This window comes from Candidatus Enterococcus murrayae, from assembly GCF_017315985.1.
Lineage (GTDB): Bacteria > Bacillota > Bacilli > Lactobacillales > Enterococcaceae > Enterococcus_A > Enterococcus_A murrayae.
Genome location: NZ_JAFLVR010000098.1, coordinates 1 through 4,618 on the forward strand (window position 1 = coordinate 1; position 4,618 = coordinate 4,618).

Below are 4,618 nucleotides of genomic sequence, written 5' to 3' on the forward strand. Positions count from 1 at the left end.
TTTCAGCAACTTTTATATCTTAACAGGTTGCCGAGTGAATGTCAATGGTTTTTTTGAAGTTTTTTAAAACTCAAATCACATTGTTCGTCTTTAGCTGTATCAGCAACGTTTATTAATTTACCACTTATTCAATCATCGGTCAACTATTTTTTTCAAAAAAAAAGAACTTATTTTCATAAGCTCCTTTTTAATACTTATTCAAATAATGGTACACCTTCGATTTCGATTGTTCCAAGGATTTTTCTTACGCTATCAGGACTTTCCCAAGCGAATCCTTCTGGTAATTCAGTAGCTGTCTCACCAGTCATTTCAAACACATAAAGAGGTAAACTAGCCCCATGTGATTGTGTGTTGGTTAATTCGACTAATCGAATATCATCAACGTTAATATGTAGTGTAGCCTTTAAAAAATTCAAGAAACTAGCTAAAACGGTGTTTTCGGCTTTGGTATCAGTGCGTGCAAATTCCTTATCGTTTCCTATTTCGTGGACTAAAAAACGTTTTGATCCATCTTCTAAATGCAACATGATTGTTCCAGACACTTGTTTCGTCACAATTTTCACCTCTGTAAAAGCTAATCGTAAATCGACCTCATTGTAACATGTTTTCTGAAAAAAAGATATTCTTTGCATAAACCTAGGATAAATTTTCAACGCGCTCTTTCAAAAGAAAATCGACTGCTTCATCCGTCCACTTTGGCATATTCTTCTCCAACGAACGGAATCCAATATTTTTGTTGCGATTTGTAAAGTAGCGTTTCCGATGATAAGGCACTTCTGCAGGATGCTCTGCCAGTGTTCGTAAAGACAAACTGATTTTCTTCGTATACTCATCAATATCAATGATCTGAACATTCACCACTTGACCAATTTCTAAAAAGCTATGGATGTTCTTTGTATATCCCGATTGAACCTCCGAAATATGAACTAACCCCTGTGTCTGATCATCTAACGAGATAAACGCACCATAGGGCTGAATCCCTGTGACTCTTCCTTCAATAATATCTCCAATTTTATATTCCATTCGTTTCCCTCTTTTCGCATGTTTTATTATACTGTATTTATAAATAAAATTGAAGCTAGCAAGTAGGAGGAAGAAGAATGTCAAAATTTGAACAACCAATTGATCGTCTAGGCACCAATAGCGTAAAGTGGGATACTATTCTCCAAATGTATCATGAGAAGGAACTGCTGCCATTGTGGATTGCCGATATGGATTTCAAAGCACCAGCAGGCGTATTACAAGCGTATCAAAAATTATTGGATCACGGAATATTAGGCTATGCAGATACACCAGAAGGTCTTTACACAGCCATTATTGATTGGGAAAAAAAGCATCACTGCCTCACCTTAGAAAAAGACGATATTCTTTTCTTCTCAGGTGTGTTAGCTGGGATAGCAACCGCAGTTCAAGCATTTACCCAGCCGAACGATGCCATCTTGATCCATGATCCAGTCTATCCTCCTTTCTCAACTATTATCACAACTAACCAGCGTCAATTGATCCGCAGCTCGTTAATCGAAAAGAACGGGCGATTCGAAATGGACTTTGCAGATATCGAGGAAAAATTCAAGCAGCACAAGGTAAAAGTCATGATCTTGTGTAATCCCCACAATCCCGGCGGTCGTGTCTGGTTAAAGGATGAGCTGCTTCAGCTAGGAGAGCTTTGCCGAAAATACAAGGTTCTTATCTTCAGCGATGAAATCCATCAGGATCTAGTTTTCGCGCCAAATAAAATGACTTCCTTCTTTGAGGCGGGAGAAAATTTCAGTGATTTTAGTTTGCAATTTACTTCTATGACTAAAACCTTTAATCTAGCCGGAATCAAAAATTCGATCGTCCTAGTAAAAAACGAGCAGTTGCGCAAACAGTTGGTTCACAAGCAAGAACAAAACTTTCAACAGGAGATTAATACATTTGGCTTGGTTGGTATGGAGGCTGCATACAATACTGGCGAAGAATGGTTGGCGGAGCTATTGCCCTATATCCAATCGAACATCGAGTACACAATGCTATTTTTCAAAGAACATTTGCCAAATGTACGCATCATGAACCCGGAAGGAACCTATTTATTATGGCTGGATTTTTCAGAATACAAACTTTCTGACGAAAAGCTTGAAGAACGCTTAGTTCATGGAGGAAAAGTGGTTTTAAACGCGGGAATTAGTTACGGTCCGAGCGGCAAACAGCATATGCGCCTAAACGTTGCTTGTCCGCAAGCAACTCTTGCAGAAGGGTTAAAACGAATCGCTAATGCATTAAAATAAAAAATACGGCCCGCGGGCCGTATTTTTTATTCTGAGATCTCAATTGATTCGATTACTATATCGTGAACAGGTTTGTCTTGTGCTCCGCGTTTAGCAGCAGCGATGTCATCTACGACATCCATTCCTTCAGTCACATGACCAAAAACCGTATGACGGAAATCTAACCATGGTGTTCCGCCTTGTTTGTAGGTTTCGATAATTTCGCCTGGGAACCCAGCTTCTTCTAATTGTGCCATCATATTAGCAGGAACGTTTTGATTGTTTACGATGAAAAACTGGCTGCCGTTAGAGTTTGGTCCAGCATTTGCCATTGACAAGGCGCCACGCAAATTGAACAGGTTCCGTGAAAATTCATCTTCAAATTTTTCACCATAAATACTTTCGCCGCCCATTCCAGTACCAGTTGGGTCTCCGCCTTGAATCATGAAATCAGGAATGACACGGTGGAAAATTACGCCATCGTAATACCCCTTCTTCGCTAATTCAACAAAGTTTTTAACTGTTTTAGGTGCTTCTTCCGGAAACAATTGAACTTTGATGTCGCCCATATTTGTTTTAATCGTTGCTTTAGGTCCTTTTTCTTCGGTTAAGTTTAATTGTGGAAATTGAGTCACTTCAAAATCCTCCTTTATTTTTTGCTGTGTCCATCATAACAAACTTTTCTGATTTTGCCACCTCCCCAAACTAAGCGTTTCTTTCTCTCTCATTTATTTGTTACAATCGATAGAAAGAAAGGGTGTTGATATGGAGATTTTTGATATTACCATCATAGGTGCAGGGCCTGTCGGTATGTTTGCAGCTTTTTATGCTGGAATTCGCCAAGCCAAAACAAAGTTGATCGATAGTTTGCCTCAACTGGGCGGACAATTAACAACACTTTATCCTGAGAAAAATATTTATGACATTCCCGGGTTCCCCATTGTTAAGGCGGCGGACCTCGTTGGCAACCTAGAGAAACAGCTACGAAGTTTTTCACACACCTATTGTTTGGATGAAGAAGTTTTGGAAGTAAAACAGCATGATGACTACCTGGAGCTGATAACCAATAAGGATAGTCACTACACTAAAGCAGTTATACTGGCTATCGGCAATGGCTCGTTCCAGCCAAGACGTCTGCAGATCGATGGTGCAGATACTTTTGAAAATTATGGAATTGATTACTATATAAATGATTTGATGAAATATGCCGGAAAAAAAGTCGCCATTGCAGGCGGCGGTGATTCTGCGATTGATTGGGCATTAATGTTAGAACCAATCGCTGCGGAAGTTTCGATCATCCATCGCCGGGATAATTTTCGCGGCCATGAGCATAGTGTCCAAAAGTTGAAGGAGTCCTCAGTAAATATCTACACCCCCTACCTCTTAAAAGAGCTGCATGGGGAAAAAGATTTAGAGGACGTGACTTTACAAAAGGCGAAAAGTGATGAGACAATTACATTGAACGTGGATTACTTGATCGTCAACTACGGCTTTTCTTCTTCATTGGATCATTTACGGTCTTGGGGATTGGAAAGCACACGACAAGCGATCCTTGTTGAATCGGACATGCGCACATCGATTCCTGGTGTCTATGCCTGCGGAGATATCACTACCTATGATGGCAAAGTGAAATTGATCGCTACTGGGATGGGCGAAGCCCCCACCGCTGTCAATAATGCTTTGCACTATATAAATCCTAAAAACCGCACACAGCCTGGACACAGCACGAGCCTATTTCCACAAATATAAGTTTAACGGAGGTACGATATGGTATTCGAAACAACCGCTCTTGAACAAAAAGCCCGAGAACTCTTGGAAGAACGCGGCGTTACTATTCGAGATATCGCAGAACTGGTCTTCTTTTTACAAAAAGACTATATTGACAAGTTAGATATTGAATTATGTATCCACAGCGTCAATCGTGTGTTGACTAAACGCGAAGTTCACAACGCGATCATTACTGGGATCGAACTGGATAAGCTGGCTGAACAAAAGAAGCTGGATTATCCCTTGCAAAATATCCTGGAAGAAGACGAAGGCCTGTACGGCATCGATGAGATTATGGCACTTTCCATCGTGAATGTTTATGGCTCAATCGGCTTCACGAATTACGGCTACATCGACAAAGTGAAGCCGGGTATATTGAAAAAGCTTAACGAGCATGACGGTGTACACGTCCACACCTTCTTAGATGATCTTGTTGGCGCAATCGCCGCTTCAGCTGCTAGTCGATTAGCCCACGAGCATCCCCGCAAACTAGATTCCATCGTCAAATAAGAGCATTAAAAAAAGAGCTTACCGCTCTTTTTTTAATGCTCTTTTGCCAATATAAATCGGTAAGAGATAAAAAATTTCGTAAGCGTCATATAACA

Annotated in this window: 6 protein-coding genes; 3 read left to right on the forward strand and 3 right to left on the reverse strand. The window is 40.3% G+C overall.

Annotated features, from left to right (window positions below):
- Positions 1–194: 194 nt before the first annotated feature.
- Positions 195–557: a hypothetical protein gene (locus JZO85_RS22925; protein ID WP_347401827.1), complete on the reverse strand. Its 363-nt coding sequence runs from the start codon at positions 555–557 to the stop codon at positions 195–197.
- A 79-nt stretch (positions 558–636) separates the two neighbouring features.
- The gene (locus JZO85_RS22930) at positions 637–1,023 is read right to left on the reverse strand and encodes a CvfD/Ygs/GSP13 family RNA-binding post-transcriptional regulator (RefSeq protein WP_207110828.1); all 387 of its coding nucleotides are present in this window, start codon (positions 1,021–1,023) and stop codon (positions 637–639) included.
- 77 nt (positions 1,024–1,100) lie between these two features.
- Here JZO85_RS22930 and JZO85_RS22935 point away from each other — a divergent pair, with 77 nt between their 5' ends.
- Entirely contained in the window at positions 1,101–2,267 is a 1,167-nt protein-coding gene (locus JZO85_RS22935) for a MalY/PatB family protein (RefSeq protein ID WP_207110829.1), read from the forward strand.
- A gap of 26 nt (positions 2,268–2,293) precedes the next feature.
- Here JZO85_RS22935 and JZO85_RS22940 read toward each other — a convergent pair whose 3' ends face one another.
- The gene (locus JZO85_RS22940; RefSeq protein WP_207110830.1) at positions 2,294–2,881 is read right to left on the reverse strand and encodes a peptidylprolyl isomerase; all 588 of its coding nucleotides are present in this window, start codon (positions 2,879–2,881) and stop codon (positions 2,294–2,296) included.
- Between the two features lie 130 nt (positions 2,882–3,011).
- Between JZO85_RS22940 and JZO85_RS22945 the strand changes: the two genes are divergently transcribed.
- Together JZO85_RS22945 and JZO85_RS22950 are read left to right on the forward strand one after the other, a co-directional pair.
- Positions 3,012–3,995, forward strand: coding sequence for an NAD(P)/FAD-dependent oxidoreductase (locus tag JZO85_RS22945; protein WP_207110831.1), 984 nt, complete (start codon positions 3,012–3,014; stop codon positions 3,993–3,995).
- Between the two features lie 18 nt (positions 3,996–4,013).
- Entirely contained in the window at positions 4,014–4,523 is a 510-nt protein-coding gene (locus tag JZO85_RS22950; protein WP_207110832.1) for a phosphatidylglycerophosphatase A family protein, read from the forward strand.
- Positions 4,524–4,618 lie beyond the last annotated feature (95 nt).

Excerpts from the sequence above, each read along its gene's own strand:
- JZO85_RS22945 (WP_207110831.1), top strand. The coding sequence starts at position 3,012 with ATGGAGATTTTTGATATTACCATCATAGGTGCAGGGCCTGTCGGTATG.
- JZO85_RS22950 (WP_207110832.1), top strand. The coding sequence starts at position 4,014 with ATGGTATTCGAAACAACCGCTCTTGAACAAAAAGCCCGAGAACTCTTG.
- JZO85_RS22935 (WP_207110829.1), top strand. The coding sequence starts at position 1,101 with ATGTCAAAATTTGAACAACCAATTGATCGTCTAGGCACCAATAGCGTA.
- JZO85_RS22930 (WP_207110828.1), bottom strand. The coding sequence starts at position 1,023 with ATGGAATATAAAATTGGAGATATTATTGAAGGAAGAGTCACAGGGATT.